The sequence below is a fragment of the Pseudonocardia sp. Ae505_Ps2 genome, from assembly GCF_001932425.1.
GTDB lineage: Bacteria > Actinomycetota > Actinomycetes > Mycobacteriales > Pseudonocardiaceae > Pseudonocardia.
In genome coordinates this window covers 984,611-1,004,646 of the sequence record NZ_MCIP01000001.1, presented here as the reverse complement: position 1 = coordinate 1,004,646, position 20,036 = coordinate 984,611, and the positions used below count along the sequence as shown (strand labels likewise).

The window sequence follows — 20,036 nt, the reverse complement described above, 5'->3', positions numbered from 1 at the left end:
AACGCGTCCTCGGGTCCGGAGTCGTGGCCTCAGGGCCCGAACGAGCCCTGCAGCTCGGCGCGCAGCTCCGGGGTGAGCAGCTGGCCGACCCGGTCGACCAGCAGCGTCATCTCGTAGCCGACGAGGCCGATGTCGCAGCTCGGCGAGGCGAGCACGGCCAGGCAGGACCCGTCGCTGATCGACATCAGCAGCACGATCCCGCGGTCCATCTCGACGACGGTCTGCACGACGCCACCGGCGTCGAAGCAGCGCGCGGCGCCCTGGGTCAGGCTGACCAGACCGGATGCGACGGCGGCGAGCTGGTCGGCCCGGTCGCGCGGCAGCCGGTCGGAGGCGGTCAGCAGCAGTCCGTCGGTCGACACCACGATGGCGTGCGCGACACCCGGGACGCGCTCCGCGAAGTTGGTGACCAGCCAGCCGAAACGGCTCTGGCTCGGCTGTGCCTGCGGTGCCCTCACTGGTTCTCCTCGGGGTCGGACGAGTTCGGTCGGTCCGCGGCGGGCTCGGGGGTGCCGGTCGCGGTGGTGTCCTGCGGGGCCCGGGGGCCCTGCCGGTCGTGCTGGTCCTGCGGGTCGTGCTGGTCCTGCGGATCGGAGTCGCCGTCGACCGTCTCGGTCGTGCCGGTGAGTGCGTTGCGACGGACACCGGAAGCGCTCTCCCGGCCCTGACGCACGCCCTGCTGGTAGCTGGCGAGACGGCCACGGACGCTCTCGGCGTCCCTCGGCTCCGCCGGAGCGGGGCTGAGCACGGTCGATCCTGCCGCACTGCCCGGGAGCAGTCGCGCCCGCGGGCGTCGCTTGGGCAGTCCGGCGGTCGTCAGCTCGTCACCGGCGGTCTCCGACTCGTCGCCGTCGGTGGCCTCGCGGGCCTGCCGCCAGACGTCGTCGTCGGGGGAGGCGAAGGCCGCCGGGGGCGCCGGGGCGTCGGCCGTGGCAGGGGCCGGGGCACCGGCCGGGGCGCCACCGTTCGGGCCGGCGGCGTCCTGCCAGCGGACCGGCACCGACCGGTTCGAGCGGAACCAGGCCGAGGCGATGTCGTCGAAGATCGGGGTGGTCTGACCCATGTCGAACCCGGTCTGGGCCCGGGCCGACTCGACCGCCCCGGGGCGCCGGAGCTGACCCCGATCGCCCTCGACGGCCACCTTCGGCGCGAACAGCTCGTCCTGCGAGGAGCCGGCGGAGGCCGCGGCGAGGCTCGCCGGACCGCCGGCCCGGCCACCCTCGCGCTTCGGCAGCGGTGCGGGCTCCTGCCGGCCCGTCGCCGGCTGGACCTGCTGACCCGGACGCGCCTGCTGCTGGACCGGCTGAGCCTGCTGGGGTGCGGGCTGCTGCGGGCCGCGGGCCGGTGCCGGGGGCGGGCCCTGGCGGCCCGGACCGCGGGTGGGCAGCGCCGGCCCGGCGCCGCGGACCGGCATGACCGGGCGGCGCGACGGCGAGGGGCGGGTCCCGTTGGTGCGGGCCGGGAGCGGTCCGCCCATCGGCGTGCGGCCGGACGTGCGGACCGTCGGGAATCCCGCGGTCTCGGGGTCGCTGCGCGTCGGGCCGGTGTCCCCGGTCCTGCCATCGCCGGTGCTGCTGTCCCCGGTGCCGCTGTCTCCGGGCCCGGTGCTCCGGGCGGCGCCGTCCTCGGCTGCGGTGTCCGCGGGGCGGGCGCCGTCGGCACCGGTTCCGGGAGTGTCCGTCGAGCCGGCGGCACCGGCGGCACCGGTGGCGTCGTCCTCGGCGAGGTCGGGCCCGGTGTGGCCCGCCTCGACCTCGGCGACCCCGGAGGTGTCGGCGTGGTCGGTGTCGCCGGACGGGGCGCTCACCTCGGTGTCGGCAGTGTCCGCGGCGCCGGCCTTGTCCTGGGCGTCACCGTCGGTGCCGGGGACGTCCGCGCGGTCGGCGGGGGCCGGGGGGAACGGCGCGATGCCGTTCGTGCGGGCCGCGACCGGGGTCTCCTGCGGGGTGGTCCCGTCGGTGGAGTCCTCGGCGGCGCCGTCGGTGTCCCGGTCGGCGACCGTGCCGGTGATCCGGTGGTCCGGGGTCCCGTCGGTGCCCGGGGCGGCACGGTCCTGATCGGCACTGTCCTGACCGGCCCCGTCCCGGTCGTCGGATCCGGCGTCGGTCGCCTCGGAGCGCTCGTCGTCGGCCGGGGCCTGCCGGTGGTCCTCGGGACCGTCGCCGATCGCCCGGTCCAGGACGACGGTGTCGTCCATGTCGCGGTCACCGCGTGCCCGGGCCGCGGTGGCCGCCGCGGCGGCGCCCACCAGCCCGAGTGCGGCCGCCGCCGACGGGGCAGCGGTGCCGCCGGAGCGGTCCGCCTCGGTGCCGGCGCGTTCGGTGCTGTCGGCCTTGTCGGTGCCGTCGGTGCTGTCGGTGCCGTCGGCCAGGGCCGCGGTCGACTCGGTGCCCTCGGTGCCGTCCTCTGTGTCGGCGAGGGCCTCGGCGCCGGGGCCGGCGTCGCCGGACGGGCGGTCGTCGGCGCCGTGCGGCGCGGGGCCGGTGCCCCGGAACGCCTCGGCGCCGCGCGGGGAGTCGCCGTCGGCGGGACCAGGGCCTGCCTCGTCGGCCGGGGTGAAGACGTCGGCCGGGGTACGCGCGTCGCGCCCCCCGTCCTGCGACGGCGCGAAGGCCGACAGACCCTGCGGGGCGGACCCGTTCAGGGTCGGGGCCGGTCCGTCGGCGGTCTGCCCACCGGCGTCGCCGGGGGCCGCGTTCTTCGTCAGCGACGACCCCGGACGGCGCGTCGGCAGGCTCGAGCCCGAGCCGTTGCGCGGCGTCGTGGACGAGGACGCACCGGCCTCGAAGGTCGGGGTCATCGGGCCGTCGGAGCCCGCGACCATCGATGGCAGCGGACCACCGCGACCGTTCCCGTTCACCGCGGTCGGGGCGGCCGACGGGGGCCCGTCGGGTGCTCCGCCACCGGTCAGCGCCGGGGCGGGCACCTGCGGGGCGTGCTGGTCGCCACCCTGGGGCGGCACGCCGCCCCAGCCGCCCGGATCGCCGTCGCGGCGCTGCTCGGGCAGCTGCGCCGAGGGCACCAGCTGCGGCGGCACGGTCACCGAGGCGCTCAGCCCACCGGAGCCGCCGCCGACGGCGGCCGAGGCGAGCCGGACGCCGACGCGGTGCCGGGCGGCCAGCCGACCGACCACGAACAGACCCATCCGCCGCGACGCCGACACGTCGACCTCGGCCGGGCCGGACAGACGCTGGTTGGCGTCGACCAGCTCGGAGTCGGTCATGCCGACGCCGCGGTCGGAGATCTCGATCAGCAGCGACTCGTCGGCGGTGCGGGTCGTCGTCATGACGACCTGCGAGTCCGGCGGCGAGAAGTTCGTCGCGTTGTCCAGCAGCTCGGCCAGCAGGTGCACGAGGTCGTTCGCGGCACGACCGGCGATCGTCGCGTTCGGCGGGGTCTGCACGACGACCCGCTGGTACTGCTCGACCTCCGACACCGCGGCCCGCAGGACGTCCACGACCTGCACCGGCGCCACGTTCCGCTTCGCCAGGTCGGTGCCCGCGAGGACCAGCAGGTTCTCGCTGTTGCGGCGCATACGGGTCGCGAGGTGGTCCAGCTGGAACAGGTTCGACAGCTGGTCCGGGTCCTGCTCGTTGCTCTCCAGCTGCTCGATCAGCTGCAGCTGGCGCTCGACCAGTGCCTGCGACCGGCGGGAGAGGTTGACGAACATCGAGTTGACGTTCTGCTGCAGCGCGGCCTGGTCGGCGGCGAGGCGGATGGCCTGGCCGTGCACGGCGTCGAAGGCCCGCGCCACCTGGCCGATCTCGTCGCGGCTGTCCAGCGGGACCGGCTCGACGAGCGCGTTCGGTGCCTGACCGGAGCGCATGCCCTGAACCGCCGCGGGCAGCTTCTGCTCCGCGACCTCGAGCGCCGAGCTGCGCAGCAGGCGCAGCGAACGGACCATCTGCCGGCCCAGCAGCAGGATGATCCCCGCGGTCAGCAGGATCGTGAGCATCAGCAGCACGGAGTTGAGGCCCGCGGTGTTGCCCGCCTGTTCGGCGGCCCTGGCCCGGCCGTCGACGAACGCCTGCTGGGCGGCCGCCGTGGACTGGTCGACCGCGGCGACCGACCGGTCGACGGCGGTGTTCCACGCGTTCGGGTCGACCGGCGGTGCGACGCCCGGCGGGACCGACAGCGCCTGGTCGCGCAGGGCGTTGCGCTCGGCGTTCGCCTGGCCCGCGGCGAAGTTCCCGAAGGACTGGGCCTGCTCCGGCGTCAGCGACGACTGGAAGTCACCGGCCGCGGCCTGGAACGAGGCCTCGGCGCCGGTGGCCTGTGCGCGCTGCTGCTCCTCCAGCGTCCCCGCGGCGAGCGCGCCACCGATCACGGTGCGCTCGAGCTGCAGGGCCTCGCGGGCGCTCGCCCCGGCGGTGATCGCCGTGGTCAGACCCGCGGTGTCGGCGGTCTGCAGCCGCCCCACCAGGGCCCGGTCGAGTCCCAGCGTGCGCTGGACGACCGCGGTGTAGCGGCCGGTGAGGTCGGCGGCCGGGGTCGGGCCCTCGGCGACCTGCGACCGGATGACCGGCAGCTGGCCCAGTGTGGTGTCCGCCTGCCGGCGGGCCGTGGCCAGGTCGGGGGCCTGCTGCTCGGCGGTGTCGAGCCCTGCCGTCGTGGCCTGCAGCGCCTGGTCGGTCGTGGCCTGCGCCCGTTCGACGACGGCCCGGTCACCGAGCCGGTTGCCCGCCACGAAGCGGACCGCGGCGTCGCGCTCGTTCTGCAGCGCGCCGGTCAGCGTCTCGATCTGGCGGTGCACGTCGACCAGTCCGCTGCCGCGGCTGAGCTCCTCGGCCACGTTGGCCTGGTCGACGACGCGGATGGCGCCGATGGACAGGGCGAGGACCGTGGGGACCAGGCCGACGACCGCCAGCTTGGCGACCAGGCTCCAGTTCCGCGGGTCGAGTCGCTCCGACCACGTGCTCGGGCGTTCCGTGCTGGTCACGGTGGTCACGGCGAGATCTCCCTGTCGGTCTCCGGTCCGGGGACGGGCGGCGCGGCGGGCACGAGGTCGGGGAGCATCAGCTGGTCCGGTGCGCCTTTCGGGGTCACGACGGGACCGCTCGACCGCATCGCGACCGACACGGGGCGGCGGTTGCCGCGTCCCGGGGGAGTCGGACGGATAGGATCGTGTCGGGTCCCGTCTGTGCGTGACGGACGGCTGCCGAGTCTAGCCCCCGGAACCCTCGTCTCCCGAGTGGCGTATGGCCGGTTGCTTCGTCGTCACGTGACGTGACACACGCCGACCGTTCGTCTCCGCTCGGCGTCCGGCGGACCCGCCACGCCGACCGTTCGTCTCCGCTCGGCGTCCGGCGGACCCGCCACGCCCCGTTCTCCGGCCTCGAGAGGATTCGTTCCGTGACCGACGGCCCCCTGATCGTGCAGTCCGACAAGACGCTGTTGCTCGAGGTCGACCACCCCGACTCCGCGGCGGCCCGTGCGGCCATCGCGCCCTTCGCCGAGCTGGAGCGGGCACCCGAGCACGTCCACACCTACCGCGTCACCCCGTTGGCCCTGTGGAACGCGCGTGCCGCCGGGCACGACGCCGAGCAGGTCGTCGACGCGCTGGTCCGCTGGGCCCGCTACCCGGTCCCCCAGCCGCTGCTGGTCGACGTCGTCGACACGATGGGGCGCTACGGGCGGCTGCAGCTGTCCAACCACCCCGCGCACGGCCTCGTCCTCACCGCGCTGGACCGTGCCGTGCTGGAGGAGATCCTCCGGCAGAAGAAGATCAGCCCGATGCTGGGCGCCCGGGTGGACGACGACACCGTCGTGGTCCACCCGTCCGAGCGGGGGCACCTGAAGCAGGCGCTGCTCAAGGTCGGCTGGCCCGCCGAGGACCTCGCGGGCTACGTCGACGGCGAGGCCCACCCGATCGCCCTGGAGCAGGACGGCTGGACGCTGCGCGACTACCAGCGCCACGCCGTCGACGGGTTCTGGGAGGGCGGCTCGGGCGTGGTCGTGCTGCCCTGCGGCGCGGGCAAGACCCTGGTCGGTGCGGCCGCGATGGCCAAGGCCGGCGCGACCACCCTGATCCTGGTCACCAACACCGTGTCCGGGCGGCAGTGGAAGCGCGAACTCGTCGCGCGGACGTCGCTGACCGAGGAGGAGATCGGCGAGTACTCGGGCGAGAAGAAGGAGATCCGCCCGGTCACCATCGCCACCTACCAGGTCGTCACCCGCAAGACCAAGGGCGAGTACAAGCACCTGGAGCTGTTCGACTCCCGCGACTGGGGCCTGGTCGTCTACGACGAGGTGCACCTCCTGCCGGCCCCGGTCTTCCGGATGACGGCGGACCTGCAGTCCCGTCGCAGGCTCGGCCTCACCGCGACCCTGGTCCGCGAGGACGGCCGTGAGGGCGACGTGTTCTCCCTGATCGGCCCCAAGCGCTACGGCGCCCCGTGGCGCGACATCGAGGCCCAGGGCTGGATCGCGCCGGCCGAGTGCATCGAGGTGCGGGTCACGCTGACCGAGGCCGAGCGCATGTCGTACGCGACGGCCGACGCCGAGGAGCGCTACCGGACGGCGTCGACGGCGGACACCAAGCTCAACGTCGTGCAGGCGATCCTGGACCGGCACAAGGGGGAGCAGACGCTGGTCATCGGGGCCTACCTGGAGCAGCTCGACGCGCTGGGGGAGAAGCTCGGCGCCCCGGTCATCCAGGGCTCCACCCGCAACCGGGAGCGCGAGAAGCTGTTCGACGCCTTCCGCCGCGGCGAGATCACGACCCTGGTCGTCTCCAAGGTCGCGAACTTCTCCATCGACCTGCCGGAGGCGACGATCGCGGTGCAGGTCAGCGGGACGTTCGGGTCCCGGCAGGAGGAGGCCCAGCGGCTCGGCCGGCTGCTGCGCCCGAAGAACGACGGTCGCCAGGCGCACTTCTACTCGGTGGTGTCCCGCGACACCGTGGACACCGACTACGCCGCGCACCGGCAGCGGTTCCTCGCCGAGCAGGGCTACGCCTACCGGATCGTCGACGCCGACGACCTCCTCGGGCCCGCCCTGCCCGACGCCGGCTGAGCACGCTCACCCGGACGCGCGACCTCCGCGCGTCGCTGATCAGGGGCACACTGAGTCGAGTCCACGACGCCGGAGGAGGGCGCATGCCGACCGCCCTCTGGGTCCTCGTCGGGGTCGCGGCGTGGCTGGTCGTGTCGGTCGTCGTCGCGCTGGTGCTCGGGCGCGTGCTGCGCATGCGGGACCGGCAGGTGCCCGAGCCGCCGCCCCGGCCGGGTCCGCCGTCCGCGGTGCCGCCGGTGCGGCGTCGTCCGGTCGAGCCGCCGCCGTGCGGCCGTCCGCAGAGGCCCCGCCCGCCCGGCTGAGCGCCGCCGTGACCCCGGGCCGGGCGGTGCCGGGCCCTGAGACAGGCGGTGCCGGGCCCTGAGACGGGGCGGTGCGGTTCCGGGTCGGTCTCCGGGCTCGTCCCGAGTCCCGGCGGGCGCCCGGGCGACACCGTGGAGCCATGGAGAACAACACGAGCACGACCGGTACCGCGTCGACCGGGACCGACGCCTTCGAGAGCGCCGAGCGCGGCACCGGGATCATCGAGAACGGCACCGAGATCAGCACCGAGAGCAACACCGAGATCACGGGGATCACCGGGTTCGACGAGCAGCCGACCGCCCGGATCGCCGCGGATCCCGACGCCGGAGGTACCGGACGCACCGAGACCGATCCGGTCACCGACCGGGTGCCGATGGTCGAGGAGAGCGCGACCCCTGCCCCCGCTCCCACCGCCGCTCCCGCCGCCTCCGGCCCCGACGCGGCCGGGCCCGGCCCGTTCGGGGACCTCGGGGCCGGCGCTCCCGGGCCGTCCGCGCACCCCGGCACGCCTGCCGGAGGCCCCTCCGGCGCCGGGCCCCGGCCCGCGACGCCCGGGATCGGCGACCGCGTCGCCGCGTTCCGGCTCCGGCGCAGCAGCACCGACCGGATGCTCGGCGGTGTCTGCGGTGGTCTCGCCGCCGACCTGGGTGTGGATCCCGCGCTGCTGCGCATCGCGGTCCTCGTCCTCACCCTGTTCACCGGCGGCGCGGCAGCGCTGGTGTACCTCGCCGTCTGGCTGATCGCGCCCGCCGCCTGAGCCAGTGCCGGGAGCTCAGTCCCTCCGTCGGCCCGCCCGGCCCGTCGTCACCCGGCCGTCGTCACCCAGCCCGTCGACACCCGGCCCGACCAGTTGGCCAGCCGTTCGGTCGGTCCCGCCTCCGGACGGTGCTCCACGACCGGCCCGAACGGCACCGGGCCGCCACGCGGCTCGGCGGGCAGGAACGCGCGGGCGGTGGCGAGCGCCGTCGTCGCCAGGTCCGGGTCGGCCTCCGGGTCCTGCCCGGTCGCGACGGCCAGGTCCCAGCCGTGCACGAGCGTCTCGTTCAGGAACACGGTCAGCGCGGTCCGCGCCGGGACCTCGCCGAACGCCAGCCGCGCGACCCGATCGAGCAGCGCCTCGCCCTCGGGGCCTGCCCAGACGGCCTTCAGCGCCGCCGCCTCGGCGACGTAGGCGGTCGCCGGGTCGTCGAGCACGTCCTCGCTGACCACCGGATGGGCCAGCGGGTCGGTCCCGGCGGCGATCGACGCCGGTCGGCGCAGCGTCGTGACCAGGTGCGCGAGCAGGGTGCGGACGTCGAAGCCGTCGCAGGGGGTGGGGTCGGCCATCCGGTCCGCGGGGACGGCCCTCGCGAGGTCGGCGACCCAGTCGAGGGCGGCCAGGTAGGCGGGACGGGGGTCGGTGGTGAGCGTCGCGTTCGTCATGGGCGTCAGCGTGCCCGCGATACCTGACATCTCCTGTCATGATTCCGTGGCACTCTCCGGGACGTGCGCGCCGACCGGCTCCTGTCCCTCGTGCTCCTGCTGCGTCACCGCGGCCGGGCGACCGCCGCCGTGCTCGCCCGCGAGCTGGAGGTCTCCGAGCGCACCGTGCTGCGCGACGTCGAGGCCCTGTCCGCCGCGGGCATCCCCGTCTACGCCGAACGCGGCAGGCACGGCGGCTTCGCGCTGCTGCCGGGCTTTACCACCGACCTCACCGGCCTGACCCCGGCGGAGGCGGTCGCGCTGCTCGGCTCCGGCGCGACGTCGACGCCCGGCGCGCTCGGGCTGGGCACGGAGTTCGCCTCGGCCATGCGCAAGATCGTCGCCGCGCTGCCGGACGCGGCCCGGGAGCAGGCCACCGACGCCGCCGGACGGGTACTCGTCCGGCGCGGTGGCTGGCTGCGCGACACCGACGACGGCGCGACCACCGACGTGCTCACCGCCGTCCAGCGCGCGGTGTTCGGCGGGGTCCGGCTCCGCATCCGCTACCGGGCCGGGACCCGGCCGGGGGCGGAGCCCGGGCCCGCCGCCGAGCGCGTCGTCGACCCGGTCGGGCTCGTCCAGGCGGCGGGGCGCTGGTACCTGCTGGCGCTGCGCGACGGGGAGGACCGCACCTACCGGGTGTCGCGGATCGAGGAGGCCGAGCCGCTGGCCGAGGCCGCGCACCGGCCCGAGGGCGTCGACCTGGAGGAGCTGTGGCTGCGCCGTCGCGAAAACTTCCGGGCGCGGCGGCCCGGGCTCCGGGTCCGGCTCGCGCTGCCCGCCGACCGCCGGGAGGCGCTGTCCGCCGTCACGGTCGAGGAGGAGCGGACCCGGGACGGGACGACCGAGGTGGTCGCCGCGTTCGGGGACCTCGCCCACGCCGGACGGGCGCTGTGGCCGCTCCTGCCGGACGTGCGGGTGCTGGACCCGCCGGAGCTGCTGACGGCGTTGCGGGAGCGGGCCCGCGCGGCCGTCGCCGCGCTGGGGTGACCGCGACCCCCGACCGCGACCCCCGACGGGCGCCCCCCGGACGCGTCGCGGGGCGGCACCGGCGAACCGGTACCGCCCCGCGGGGTGGTGCTGTGTGCCTGGTGAGGCAGGACCGATCAGAAGTCCATGCCGCCCATGCCACCGGTCGGGTCGGCGGGGGCGCCGCCGCCCTTCTCCGGCTTGTCGGCGATGACCGCCTCGGTGGTGAGGAACAGGGCCGCGATGGAGGCCGCGTTCTGCAGCGCCGAGCGGGTCACCTTGGCGGGGTCGATGATCCCGGCCTTGATGAGGTCCTTGTACTCGCCGGTGGCGGCGTCGAGGCCCTCACCGGTGGGCAGGTTGCGGACCTTCTCCGCGACGACGCCGCCCTCGAGGCCGGCGTTGACCGCGATCTGCTTGAGCGGGGCCTCCAGCGCGACCTTGACGATGTTCGCGCCGGTGGCCTCGTCACCGTCCAGGCCGAGGCCCTCGAACAGGCCGGCACCGGCCTGGATGAGCGCCACGCCGCCGCCGGCGACGATGCCCTCCTCGACGGCCGCCTTCGCGTTGCGGACGGCGTCCTCGATGCGGTGCTTGCGCTCCTTGAGCTCGACCTCGGTCGCCGCGCCGGCCTTGATGACGGCGACGCCGCCGGCCAGCTTGGCGAGGCGCTCCTGGAGCTTCTCGCGGTCGTAGTCGGAGTCGGTGCGGTCGATCTCGGCGCGGATCTGGTTGACCCGGCCGGCGATCTGGTCGGCGTCACCGGCGCCGTCGACGATGGTCGTCTCGTCCTTGGTCACGACGACCTTGCGGGCGGTGCCCAGCAGGGACAGGTCGGCGGTGTCGAGCTTGAGACCGACCTTCTCCGAGATGACCTCGCCACCGGTCAGGATGGCCATGTCGGCGAACATCGCCTCGCGGCGGTCACCGAAGCCCGGGGCCTTGACGGCGACGGACTTGAAGGTGCCACGGATCTTGTTGACGACCAGGGTGGCCAGGGCCTCGCCCTCGACGTCCTCGGCGATGATGGCCAGCGGCTTGCCCGACTGCATGACCTTCTCCAGCAGCGGGAGCAGGTCCTTGACGGTCGAGATCTTGGAGGAGACGAGGAGGACGTACGGGTCCTCGAGCTCGACCTCCATGCGCTCGGCGTCGGTCACGAAGTAGGGCGAGATGTAGCCCTTGTCGAAGCGCATGCCCTCGGTGAGCTCGAGCCCGAGCCCGAAGGTCTGCGACTCCTCGACCGTGATGACGCCTTCCTTGCCGACCTTGTCCATCGCCTCGGCGATGAGCTCGCCGATCTGCGGGTCGGCGGCCGAGATGGAGGCCGTGGCAGCGATCTGCTCCTTGGTCTCGATCTCCTTGGCCGACTTCAGCAGCGCCTGGGAGACGGCCTCGGTGGCCTTCTCGATCCCGCGCTTGAGCGACATCGGGTTCGCGCCGGCGGCCACGTTGCGCAGGCCCTCACGGACCAGCGCCTGGGCCAGCACGGTGGCGGTGGTGGTGCCGTCACCGGCGATGTCGTCGGTCTTCTTGGCGACCTCCTTCACCAGCTCGGCGCCGATCTTCTCCCAGGAGTCCTCGAGCTCGATCTCCTTGGCGATCGACACACCATCGTTGGTGATGGTCGGCGCGCCCCACTTCTTCTCGAGCACGACGTTGCGGCCCTTCGGGCCCAGCGTCACCTTGACGGCGTCGGCGAGGGTGTTCATGCCCCGCTCGAGGCCGCGACGGGCCTCCTCGTCGAACGCGATCTGCTTCGCCATGGGGGTGTTGCCCTCCGATAGAGGTGAGTCGAGTGATCGGATGCGGTGCCCGCGACGGACGCCCGGCAACCCTGCGCCGGACTCACCGACCCGACCTTGGCACTCCACGGACACGAGTGCCAGTGGATGCTGAGCCCGTTTCTAGCACTCGCCCGTGGAGAGTGCAAGCGGGCCCGCCCGGCTGCGGGCCTCGCGCGGGGGCGGGCAGGATGGGGTCATGAGCACCTGGTCGCAGGCCGGTCCGCGCACCGTCTCCGAGCATGCCGCGGCGGTCGCGGCCCTGCTCCCGCCGACCGGGACCGAGCAGGTCGCGCTGGCCGAGGCGAGCGGCCGGGTGCTGGCCGAGGACCTGACGGCGGGCGTCGCGCTGCCGCCCTTCGACAACTCCGCGATGGACGGCTACGCGGTGCGCGCCGCCGAGCTGGCCGGCGCGTCCCCCGGGGCGCCGCTGGAGTTCGCGGTGTCGACCGACATCCCGGCCGGGCGCACCGACGTCCCCGCGCTGGCGCCGGGCACGGTCGCCCGGATCATGACGGGCGCCCCGGTGCCCGCGGGTGCCGACGCGATCGTGCCGGTGGAGCGGACCGACGCCGGCGTCGAGCGGGTCCGGATCACCGAGGCCCCCGAGGTGGGCGCGTTCGTGCGCCGGGCGGGGGAGGACGCGGCGGCCGGCGCCGTCGTGCTGCGGGCCGGGACCGTGCTGGCCGCCCCCCAGATCGGGCTCGCCGCCGCCGTCGGCCGGGCTGAGCTGCCGGTGCGCCGCCGCCCGCACGTGCTGGTGCTGTCCACCGGCTCGGAGCTCGTCGCCCCGGGCGGCGCGCTGGAGCCGGGGCAGATCTACGAGTCCAACGGCACGATGCTCGCCGTCGCGGTCCGGGAGGCCGGCGGGACCGCCGAGCAGCTGTCCTTCGTCCCCGACGACGTCGAGCGGTTCCGGGCGGTGCTCGCGGAGCGGGTCGGCGAGGGCGTGGACCTGGTCCTCACCTCCGGCGGGGTGAGCGCGGGCGCCTACGAGGTCGTCAAGGACGCCATGACCGGCCACGGCGTGGAGTTCGGCAAGGTCGCGATGCAGCCCGGCGGCCCGCAGGGCTGCGGACGGCTGGAGCTGGGCGGGGTCGAGGTCGCCACGGTCACCCTGCCCGGGAACCCGGTGAGCTCGCAGGTGTCGTTCGAGGTGTTCGTCCGGCCCGCGCTCCGGGCGGCGGTCGGCCATCCCGCGCCGGCGCGGCCGGTGGTGACCGCGCGGCTGTCCGGGGCGCTCTCCTCGCCCGCCGGGCGCCGCCAGTTCCGGCGCGGCCTGCTCGACGCCGCAGCCGGGACCGTGTCGGAGGTGGGATCCACCGGGTCGCACCTGATCGCGGCGCTCGCCAGGGCCGACTGCCTGATCGACCTGCCCGCCGACACGACCGCCGTCGCCGACGGCGAGCAGGTCGCGGTCTGGCTGCTCGACGCCCCGTGACCCGACGTCGGTGGTCGTGCGTGTGCCGCGCCGAACGGTGACCTGCGGAGCCGAGCGGGCCGGCATGGCGTCCGGGTGTCGCCAGCAGGACTGCGCTGTGCAACGGGCCTGCCACTCACGCGGATGTGCGGCTGCGCCGAAAGTGTGAGCTGTTTCATGGGCAGCCGGGGCAACGATCTCACCGCGCGCGACGTCGTGGAGGGTGTCCGTTCGGCCGAAAGAGGTAGATCACGGCGGACATCCGTCGTGATCTGGACTGCCGGTCGTCGGAGAGGAATACTTTCCGCTGTGGAGGGGTAGACCCTTTACAGCACAAGACCCACCGCCCGTCGCTGGGGAGCGGACGAGCGGTTCCACGGCCGGGGTCGTCGTCTCGGGGGACGACGGCCCCGGCCCTTTTTGTGCCGTCGACCGGGCCCGCGGGATCGCGCACCGCATGCGGACGGCGTCGGGCATGAACGGCCGATCGTTCCACCGGTCGCACCCCGGCACGGGGACCCCCGGATCCTCGGCGTGTCCCGGTCGTCCCGCCGGACGGGCGTCCGTGGTGCCCGCGTAGCGTTGGTGATCCCCTACCGGAGCATCAGGAGCCGACGACCCACCATGGCCGAAGGAACCGGGACCTCCCCGACCCACATCGCCCGGCTGGTCCGGGACGCGATCCCCCCGATGCACCCGGGTGGCCGTCCGATCGTCGCCGGTGTGGCGCTCGCCGCGGCGGGAGTGCGCGCCCTCACCGGCCGCGGCACCCTGCCGGGCCTGCTCGCCACCGCGGCCACCGCGCTGTTCTTCCGCGACCCCGTCCGCACCCCGCCGCTGCGCACCGACGCCGTGCTGGCCCCCGCCGACGGCACGGTCGCCACCGTGACCGAGACGGTCCCGCCCGCCGAGCTCGACCTGCCGCGCGTCCCGCACACCCGGGTCTCGATCTTCCTGACCGTGCTGGACGTGCACGTCCAGTGGGTGCCGGTGCACGGCCGCGTCGCGCGGGTCCAGTACACGCCCGGCACGTTCCTGTCGGCGGACCTGGACAAGGCCAGCGAGGACAACGAGCGCAACGCGATCACCGTGGTCCGCGCCGACGGTGTCGGGGTCGGGGTCGTGCAGATCGCCGGCCTGCTGGCCCGCCGGATCGTCTGCGCCCTGCGCGACGGCGACGAGGTCGCCGCGGGCGAGCGGTTCGGTCTCATCCGGTTCGGGTCGCGGGTGGACACCTACCTCCCGCCAGGGACGACCGCGCTGGTCCGCCCCGGCCAGCGGACCGTGGGCGGGGAGACCGTGCTCGGCCTGGTGGCCGAGGCGGCGGAGCGCTGAGGTCGTGGGGATGTCCCGCCCCGCCGGCGGATACCCGGCCGGCGTGCGGCTGCTGCCCAACGCGGTCACCGTCCTCAACCTCTGCGCGGGCCTGACCGCGGTCTACTTCGCGCTCCAGTCGCGCTTCGACTTCGCGATCGTCGCCATCCTCGTGGCCGCGCTCTGCGACGCCCTCGACGGTGGCCTGGCCCGGCTGCTCGACGCGTCCAGCCGGATCGGCGCCGAGCTCGACTCGCTGGCCGACCTGGTGTCCTTCGGCGTCGCCCCCGCCCTGGTCATCTACATCTGGGCGTTCGAGGGGACCCGGGCCGGCTGGATCGTGGCCCTGGTGTTCGCGGTGTGCATGGCGCTGCGCCTGGCACGTTTCAACACCCTGATCGACGACGACAGCGCCCCGCCGTTCGCCCGCGAGTTCTTCGTCGGCGTCCCGGCCCCCGCGGCCGCGCTGACCGCGGGCATCCCGCTCTACCTCTGGCTGCACTTCGGCCAGGGCTGGTGGTCGGAGCGGCCGCTGGTCGGGGTCTGGGCGCTGGTCACGGCCGGGCTCATGGTCAGCCGCATCCCGACGCTGTCGCTCAAGACGGTCCGGGTCTCGCCCCGCGCCACCCGCTGGCTGCTGGTCGGCGTGGCCGCGGTCGTCGCGATCCTGATCACGATCCCGTTCCTCGGCATCGCCGTCGCCGGGGTCGCCTATCTGCTGCTCCTGCCCTGGACGGCCTACCGCTACCGCTGGCTCTCGCGCCACCCCGAGGCGTGGGACGTGCCGACCCGCCAGCGCCGCGCCGTCGCCCGCGCGGCCCGGTCCGCCCGTCGGCTCGGTCTGCGACCGCCGCTGCGCCGCCGGGTCGCCGGCCGGGCCGGGGCGGTGGCCAGGGGTGTCCGGCGACGGCTCGACCCGGAGGGCGAGGCCCGCCGCGACGGCCTGCGCGACACCCGCGCCGTCCGGGACCCGCGCGGTCCGGGCGTCGCCGCCGCGCCCCGCGGTTCCGGCCGCCGCCTCGGCCTGCGCCGTCGCTGACCCCGACCCTCCGGAGGACCGCCCGTGCTGGAGCTCGTCGCCCGACTGGCCCCCGCGGCCGCCGACGCCCGCCGTGGTGTCGTCCGGCTGCACCCCGAGGTGCTCGCCGCGCTCGGCCTGCGCTCCTGGGACGCGGTGACCCTCACCGGGGCCCGGGTCACCGCGGCGCTCGCCGTCGCCGGTGCGCCGGGCGACCCGCACGGGCAGGCCCGGCTCGACGACGTCACCCTCTCCAACGCCGGGCTGACCGACGGTGCGACCGTCGTCGTCGCGCCGGCGCCGGTCACCGCGGCCCGGGAGGTGCGCCTGGTCGGGTCCGCGCTGACCACCGCCACGGTCGCCCCGGCGACGCTGCGACTCGCCCTGATGGGGAAGGTCCTGGTACGCGGTGACGCCGTGTCCCTGCTCCCGCAGGACATCGCCCCGGCGGCCGGGTCCGACGTCCGCTCGGTGCGTCGTGCGCTGGCCGCGGCCGTCGGCGGGACGTGGACCTCTGAGCTGCTGACCGTCGCCGTCGCCGATCCGGCCGGACCGGTGGTGGTGACGCCGTCGACGGTGGTGGGCTGGCAGGGCGGTCGGGACACCGGGGACACGGGGGATTCCGGGGACACCGGCGGCACCGCCCCGGCTGCGCTCGGGGGCCCCGGCCCTGGCGGGCCCGTCAGGTCCCCTGCGTCCCTGGCCACCGCCACAGCCTCGGCCGCTGCCGCGGGAGCCGCTCCGGGGGCCGTGGAGGGGCCCGGTGGGCCCGCCGGATCCACCGAGCCGGTGGTGCCGCTGGAGGACCTCGCCGCGAACGAGGCCGTCGCGCGCCGGCTGCTGGACTGGTTCGAGCTCATGTTCCGCCGCCCGGAGCTGCTGACCCGGCTCGGCGGCGACGCCCGGCTCGGCGTGCTCGTCTCCGGGCCGGAGGGCGCGGGCAAGGCGACCCTGGTGCGCAGCGCGGCCGCGGCGGCGGGCGCGCGCTGCGTGGAGCTCGTCGCCCCGGCCGTCGCCGCCGTCGAGCCGGCCGCCGCGGCCGAGCGGGTCCGGGCGGCGATCGCCCGGGCCCGCACCGGTGGGTCCGGCGCGACGGGTGCCGACGGCCCCGCGGTGCTGCTGGTGCACGACGCGCACGCCCTGCTCCCCGCCGCCGACCCGCCGCCGCTGGCCACCCTGGTCCTCGACGAGCTGCGCGCGGCGACCGCGCCCGGCGGGCCGGCGCTCGTGGTCACCAGCGCCGAGCCGGAGGCGCTGGACCCGCGGCTGCGGGCCCCCGACCTGGTGGACCGCGAGCTGTCGGTCGGCCTGCCCGACACCGCGACCCGGCGTGCGCTGCTGGAGCGGCTGCTGGCCGACGTCCCCCGTGCCGACGACGTCGACCTGGGCGCGGTCGCCGCCCGCACCCCCGGCTTCGTCGTCGCGGACCTGGCCGCGGTCCGCCGGGAGGCCGCGGTGAGCGCGGCGCTGCGCGGCAGCGGCGCCGAGCCCACCGAACAGGTCCACCAGTCCGACCTGCTCGACGCCGTCGGCTCGGTCCGCCCGATCTCGCTGTCCGGTGGTGGCACCCTCGGCAGCGGCGGGCTCACCCTCGACGACGTCGGCGACATGACCGAGGTCAAGGCGGCCCTGACCGAGGCGGTGCTGTGGCCGCTGCGCCACCCGGACTCGTTCGCCCGGCTCGGGGTCGACGCCCCGCGCGGGGTGCTGCTCTACGGCCCGCCGGGCGGCGGCAAGACGTTCCTGCTGCGTGCGCTCGCCGGCTCCGGTGACCTCAACGTGTTCGCGGTGAAGGGCGCCGAGCTGCTCGACAAGTACGTCGGCGAGTCCGAGCGGGCGGTCCGCGAGCTGTTCCGCCGCGCGGCCGAGGCCGCTCCGGCACTGATCTTCCTCGACGAGGTCGACGCGCTCGCCCCGCGCCGCGGGGGCTCCACCGACGCCGGGGTGGCCGACCGCGTCGTCGCCGCGCTGCTGACCGAGCTGGACGGGGCCACACCGCTGCGCGAGGTCGTCGTGGTCGGGGCGACCAACCGGCCCGAGCTGATCGACCCGGCGATGCTGCGCCCGGGCCGGCTGGAGCGGCTGGTGTTCGTCCCGCCGCCGGATGCCGACGCGCGGGCGGACATCCTGCGCGCGGCGGGCCGCGACGTGCCGCTGGCCGACGACGTCGACCTCGACGCGCTCGCCTCCGAACTGGACGGTTACTCGGCGGCGGACTGTGCGGCGCTGCTGCGTGAGGCGGCACTGACCGCGATGCGGGAGTCCCTCGACGCGGGCGAGGTGACTGCGGCGCACCTGGCGACGGCACGTCGCACCGTGCGGGCGTCGCTGGACCCGGCGCAGGTCGCCGAGCTGGAGGCCTACGCCCGCCGCCGCAGCGACGGCTGAGTCGCCGCGGCCCGGGGCGGCGCAGCGCCCCTGGAACGGCGCAGCACCCCGGGAACGGCGCTGCGCCCCGGATCGACGCAGCACCCTCGGAACAGCACAGCGGGCCCCTGAACAGCGCAGCGGCCCCGGACGGATCGTCCGGGGCCGCTGCGGTCGGTCGGGTCAGGCGGCGGAGAAGTCCCGCGTCACGATGACGATGACGCCGGGCGTCGCGTCCTGGATGCCGTCGAAGCGGGGCTCAGAACGGATGCCGAACTTCTTCGCGATCTCCTCGGCCGCGGCCTTCTCGGTGGTGCCCTGCCGGTAGTAGACGGTCGTGGTCGGGATGACGCCCTGGGAGTAGTTCTGCACCTGGGACACGGTCCAACCGTTGGTACGGAACTCCCCGGCCGCCTTCTCGGCGAGACCGCGGATGGTCGAGTTGTTGTAGATCCGCACGACCGGACGGGCCACGACCGCGGACCCCTCTCCGGCGGCGGAGCCGGAGCCGCCCTGGCCCGCGGAGCCGGGGCCGGAGCCCGCGGCGGGCGGCGGCGCGGCGACGGCCGGGCCGGCGCCCTCGTACCCGGGGGAGCCCGGCGTGCCGGGCGCTCCGGGGGTGAACGGTGAGGTCTCCCCGGGCGTGCCCGGGGCGGGGGTGGCGCCGGTGCCGGGCACGGCGCCGTCGCCGGTGCCGTCCCCCGGAGCGGGGGCCGGGGCGGGCTCGGCCGACGCCGACGGAGGCGCGGCCTGGTTGCCGCCGTCCTCACCGCCGCCGGTGAGGCCGATCAGGCCGACGACAGCGGCGACCACACCGACGCCGACCAGCGCGATACCGGCGATCTTCAGCGGTGACTGCCCACCGGACGCGGGTGCGGTCATCGTGACCTCCTGGCTGTCAGGGCTCGAGGCCGAGGCGACGGGCGGCGCGGGTGCGCTGCCTGCTGGAGCGCAGCCGGCGCAGGCGCTTGACCAGCAGCGGGTCCACCGCCAGCGCCTCCGGCTTGTCGACCAGGGCGTTCAGCACCTGGTAGTAGCGGGTGGCCGACATGTCGAACAGCTCGCGGATCGCCTGCTCCTTGGCACCCGCGTACTTCCACCACTGGGCCTCGAACGCGAGGATCTCGCGTTCGCGGCGGTCGAGCTCGCGGGAGGACACGGCAGCGGTGCGCCGGTGCGCTCCGCGGCGTTCCGGCAGGGACCCGGCGGACTCCATCACGCTCCTCGAGCGGACGACGATCTCGTACTGCGGCGGCCCCGCCCGGGCACCGCGACGACGAACGACACGTCTGTCATTCGCGGTGCGGATTCAACCACAGGGGACCGACGGTCCCCGGCCGCGACGCGCCTGGAGAGCGGGTCGGTCCACAACGAAACCGCCCGGCCGGGTCACCTCCGGCGGCGACCGTAGGCTGCTCCGGTGACGGTTCTGCGCATCCGCATGGTCGGCGACCCCGTGCTCCACACCCCCACCCGCCCCGTCGTCACGGTCGACGACTCGGTCCGGACGCTGGTCGAGGACATGTTCGAGACGATGGCGGCCGCGAACGGCGTCGGCCTCGCGGCCAACCAGGTGGGCGTGGACCTGCGGCTGTTCGTCTTCGACTGCCCCGACGAGGAGACCCGCACCATGCGCCGCGGGCTCGTCGTCAACCCGGTGCTGGAGACCTCGGAGATCCCGGAGATCATGCCGGACCCGGACGACGACCAGGAGGGCTGCCTGTCGGTGCCCGGCGAGAACTTCGCGACCGGCCGGGCGGAGTGGGCCCGGGTGACCGGCACCGATCTCGACGGCGAGCCCGTGTCGTACGAGGGGCGCGGCTTCTTCGCCCGCTGCATGCAGCACGAGACCGACCACCTCGACGGGCGTCTGTACCTGGACCGGCTGATGGGCCGCCACCAGCGCGCGGCGAAGAAGATGCTCAAGCGCAACGGCTGGGGCTCGCCGTCGGACTCCTGGGACCCGTCGGCCGTCGAGGCGGAGGACGTCCCCCGGGGATGACCCCGGGGTCGACCCCGGGAGTCATACCCCGGTACTAGGGGTCGACCTGGGAGAACCGGCCCCACGACCGATGTGGCGGGGTGCTCCCCGGGGGCATCGTGGACGCCATGGTGCTCACGATCCTCGCAGTCCTCCCCGTCCTCGCCGTGCTGCTCGTCATGGCCGCGCAGCCGCTGTTCGAGCTGTGGGACGCCCGCGCGTCCGAGCGCGGCGCCGCCCAGCTCGGTGCGCAGGTCCCGCTGCCCGACGACGACGTGCCCGCGCTGCTGTCGGCCGCGCCCACCGCGTACCCGGAGGCGCTCGGCGACGTCGTCGCCCCGCTGCGGATCCCGGCGCAGCGCCGCCCGCTCACCCCGGTCGGCCGGAACGCCGCCCGGGTCTGAA

Annotated in this window: 16 protein-coding genes; 10 read left to right on the top strand and 6 right to left on the bottom strand. The window is 75.5% G+C overall.

Annotation, left to right across the window (positions count from 1 at the left end; genetic code table 11):
• Positions 1–29: 29 nt before the first annotated feature.
• Positions 30–458: a roadblock/LC7 domain-containing protein gene (locus Ae505Ps2_RS04550; protein ID WP_020623626.1), complete on the bottom strand. Its 429-nt coding sequence runs from the start codon at positions 456–458 to the stop codon at positions 30–32.
• Entirely contained in the window at positions 455–4,948 is a 4,494-nt protein-coding gene (locus tag Ae505Ps2_RS04545; protein ID WP_075333944.1) for a nitrate- and nitrite sensing domain-containing protein, read from the bottom strand. The genes Ae505Ps2_RS04550 and Ae505Ps2_RS04545 overlap by 4 nt, the downstream gene beginning before the upstream one ends.
• 404 nt (positions 4,949–5,352) lie before the next feature.
• On the opposite strand from Ae505Ps2_RS04545, the gene Ae505Ps2_RS04540 reads away from it, so the two are divergent.
• From Ae505Ps2_RS04540 to Ae505Ps2_RS33110, 3 genes are all read left to right on the top strand, one after another.
• Entirely contained in the window at positions 5,353–7,014 is a 1,662-nt protein-coding gene (locus Ae505Ps2_RS04540; protein ID WP_075309818.1) for a DNA repair helicase XPB, read from the top strand.
• An 83-nt stretch (positions 7,015–7,097) separates the two neighbouring features.
• Positions 7,098–7,316: a hypothetical protein gene (locus tag Ae505Ps2_RS04535; protein WP_075309820.1), complete on the top strand. Its 219-nt coding sequence runs from the start codon at positions 7,098–7,100 to the stop codon at positions 7,314–7,316.
• Positions 7,317–7,456: 140 nt separating this feature from the next.
• Positions 7,457–8,074, top strand: coding sequence for a PspC domain-containing protein (locus tag Ae505Ps2_RS33110; protein ID WP_233147673.1), 618 nt, complete (start codon positions 7,457–7,459; stop codon positions 8,072–8,074).
• A gap of 47 nt (positions 8,075–8,121) precedes the next feature.
• On the opposite strand, the gene Ae505Ps2_RS04525 is transcribed toward Ae505Ps2_RS33110, so the two are convergent.
• The gene (locus tag Ae505Ps2_RS04525) at positions 8,122–8,739 is read right to left on the bottom strand and encodes a TIGR03086 family metal-binding protein (protein ID WP_075309822.1); all 618 of its coding nucleotides are present in this window, start codon (positions 8,737–8,739) and stop codon (positions 8,122–8,124) included.
• A gap of 63 nt (positions 8,740–8,802) precedes the next feature.
• Here Ae505Ps2_RS04525 and Ae505Ps2_RS04520 point away from each other — a divergent pair, with 63 nt between their 5' ends.
• Positions 8,803–9,768 (top strand): WYL domain-containing protein, encoded by a 966-nt coding sequence (locus Ae505Ps2_RS04520; RefSeq protein ID WP_075309824.1) that lies wholly within the window; start codon positions 8,803–8,805, stop codon positions 9,766–9,768.
• Positions 9,769–9,884: 116 nt separating this feature from the next.
• Here the strand turns inward: Ae505Ps2_RS04520 and groL are convergent, their stop codons facing one another.
• On the bottom strand, positions 9,885–11,513 hold the full coding sequence (gene groL / locus Ae505Ps2_RS04515) for a chaperonin GroEL (RefSeq protein WP_075553429.1): 1,629 nt from the start codon (positions 11,511–11,513) through the stop codon (positions 9,885–9,887).
• Positions 11,514–11,730: 217 nt separating this feature from the next.
• Between groL and glp the strand changes: the two genes are divergently transcribed.
• The 4 genes from glp to Ae505Ps2_RS04495 all read left to right on the top strand — a co-directional run bounded on the left by glp (position 11,731) and on the right by Ae505Ps2_RS04495 (position 17,671).
• On the top strand, positions 11,731–12,972 hold the full coding sequence (gene glp / locus Ae505Ps2_RS04510; RefSeq protein ID WP_020622656.1) for a gephyrin-like molybdotransferase Glp: 1,242 nt from the start codon (positions 11,731–11,733) through the stop codon (positions 12,970–12,972).
• Positions 12,973–13,575: 603 nt separating this feature from the next.
• Entirely contained in the window at positions 13,576–14,286 is a 711-nt protein-coding gene (locus tag Ae505Ps2_RS04505) for a phosphatidylserine decarboxylase (protein WP_020622655.1), read from the top strand.
• 10 nt (positions 14,287–14,296) lie between these two features.
• Positions 14,297–15,304 carry a CDP-diacylglycerol--serine O-phosphatidyltransferase gene (pssA, locus tag Ae505Ps2_RS04500; protein WP_075309828.1) on the top strand — a complete coding sequence of 336 codons (1,008 nt, stop codon included), beginning with the start codon at positions 14,297–14,299 and terminating at the stop codon, positions 15,302–15,304.
• A gap of 24 nt (positions 15,305–15,328) precedes the next feature.
• The gene (locus Ae505Ps2_RS04495; protein ID WP_075309830.1) at positions 15,329–17,671 is read left to right on the top strand and encodes an AAA family ATPase; all 2,343 of its coding nucleotides are present in this window, start codon (positions 15,329–15,331) and stop codon (positions 17,669–17,671) included.
• A 162-nt stretch (positions 17,672–17,833) separates the two neighbouring features.
• On the opposite strand, the gene Ae505Ps2_RS04490 is transcribed toward Ae505Ps2_RS04495, so the two are convergent.
• The gene (locus Ae505Ps2_RS04490) at positions 17,834–18,532 is read right to left on the bottom strand and encodes a LytR C-terminal domain-containing protein (RefSeq protein ID WP_075309832.1); all 699 of its coding nucleotides are present in this window, start codon (positions 18,530–18,532) and stop codon (positions 17,834–17,836) included.
• Positions 18,533–18,548: 16 nt separating this feature from the next.
• Positions 18,549–18,866, bottom strand: coding sequence for a DUF3263 domain-containing protein (locus tag Ae505Ps2_RS04485; protein WP_020622870.1), 318 nt, complete (start codon positions 18,864–18,866; stop codon positions 18,549–18,551).
• Positions 18,867–19,070: 204 nt separating this feature from the next.
• Between Ae505Ps2_RS04485 and Ae505Ps2_RS04480 the strand changes: the two genes are divergently transcribed.
• Both Ae505Ps2_RS04480 and Ae505Ps2_RS04475 read left to right on the top strand, forming a co-directional pair.
• A complete protein-coding gene (locus Ae505Ps2_RS04480; RefSeq protein ID WP_075309834.1) occupies positions 19,071–19,652 on the top strand; it encodes a peptide deformylase in 582 nt (193 codons plus the stop codon).
• Positions 19,653–19,759: 107 nt separating this feature from the next.
• Positions 19,760–20,035: a hypothetical protein gene (locus Ae505Ps2_RS04475; RefSeq protein ID WP_139318904.1), complete on the top strand. Its 276-nt coding sequence runs from the start codon at positions 19,760–19,762 to the stop codon at positions 20,033–20,035.
• Position 20,036: the final 1 nt, after the last annotated feature.

Excerpts from the sequence above, each read along its gene's own strand:
- Ae505Ps2_RS04525 (WP_075309822.1), bottom strand. The coding sequence starts at position 8,739 with ATGACGAACGCGACGCTCACCACCGACCCCCGTCCCGCCTACCTGGCC.
- Ae505Ps2_RS04490 (WP_075309832.1), bottom strand. The coding sequence starts at position 18,532 with ATGACCGCACCCGCGTCCGGTGGGCAGTCACCGCTGAAGATCGCCGGT.
- Ae505Ps2_RS04505 (WP_020622655.1), top strand. The coding sequence starts at position 13,576 with ATGGCCGAAGGAACCGGGACCTCCCCGACCCACATCGCCCGGCTGGTC.
- Ae505Ps2_RS33110 (WP_233147673.1), top strand. The coding sequence starts at position 7,457 with ATGGAGAACAACACGAGCACGACCGGTACCGCGTCGACCGGGACCGAC.
- glp (WP_020622656.1), top strand. The coding sequence starts at position 11,731 with ATGAGCACCTGGTCGCAGGCCGGTCCGCGCACCGTCTCCGAGCATGCC.
- pssA (WP_075309828.1), top strand. The coding sequence starts at position 14,297 with ATGTCCCGCCCCGCCGGCGGATACCCGGCCGGCGTGCGGCTGCTGCCC.
- Ae505Ps2_RS04475 (WP_139318904.1), top strand. The coding sequence starts at position 19,760 with ATGGTGCTCACGATCCTCGCAGTCCTCCCCGTCCTCGCCGTGCTGCTC.
- Ae505Ps2_RS04535 (WP_075309820.1), top strand. The coding sequence starts at position 7,098 with ATGCCGACCGCCCTCTGGGTCCTCGTCGGGGTCGCGGCGTGGCTGGTC.
- groL (WP_075553429.1), bottom strand. The coding sequence starts at position 11,513 with ATGGCGAAGCAGATCGCGTTCGACGAGGAGGCCCGTCGCGGCCTCGAG.
- Ae505Ps2_RS04485 (WP_020622870.1), bottom strand. The coding sequence starts at position 18,866 with ATGGAGTCCGCCGGGTCCCTGCCGGAACGCCGCGGAGCGCACCGGCGC.